Raw genomic sequence first — 382 nt, 5'->3', positions numbered from 1 at the left:
TCTCAAATCTGGATTAGACCTGATTCTATTGGTAAAGCTATTCCTGATGTTGAATTATATGTAATCAATGAAGAAGGCAAAGAATGTAAACAAAGAGAAGTTGGTGAACTTATTCATAGAGGAGGATATATCTATAAAGGATATTGGAATGCACCTGTAGAAACGAGTGAGCGATTTAAATCTATTCAGATTTTAAAAGATGTAATTAAATTAGAAGGACAACTTACAGATGAAACTGTTGTTTCAACAGGAGATTATGTTTATAAAGATGAAGAAGATTACTTCTATTTTGTTTCACGACATGATGATATGATTAAACCAAGAGGATTTAGATTAAGTCATTTTGAAATAGAATCAGTAGTTGCAAATCATCTTACACAAA

General features: G+C 30.1%; 1 protein-coding gene. It reads left to right on the top strand.

From position 1 onward, the window contains the following. Positions 1 to 382: AMP-binding protein (locus tag CRV02_RS14750; protein WP_164969045.1), on the top strand; the 382-nt coding region annotated here is incomplete at both ends.

Origin of the sequence: Arcobacter sp. CECT 8989 (genome assembly GCF_004116715.1) — a bacterium.
Classification (GTDB): domain Bacteria; phylum Campylobacterota; class Campylobacteria; order Campylobacterales; family Arcobacteraceae; genus Halarcobacter.
The sequence above is the reverse complement of the archived record's forward strand: the minus strand, read 5'-3'. Positions and strand labels throughout refer to the sequence as shown.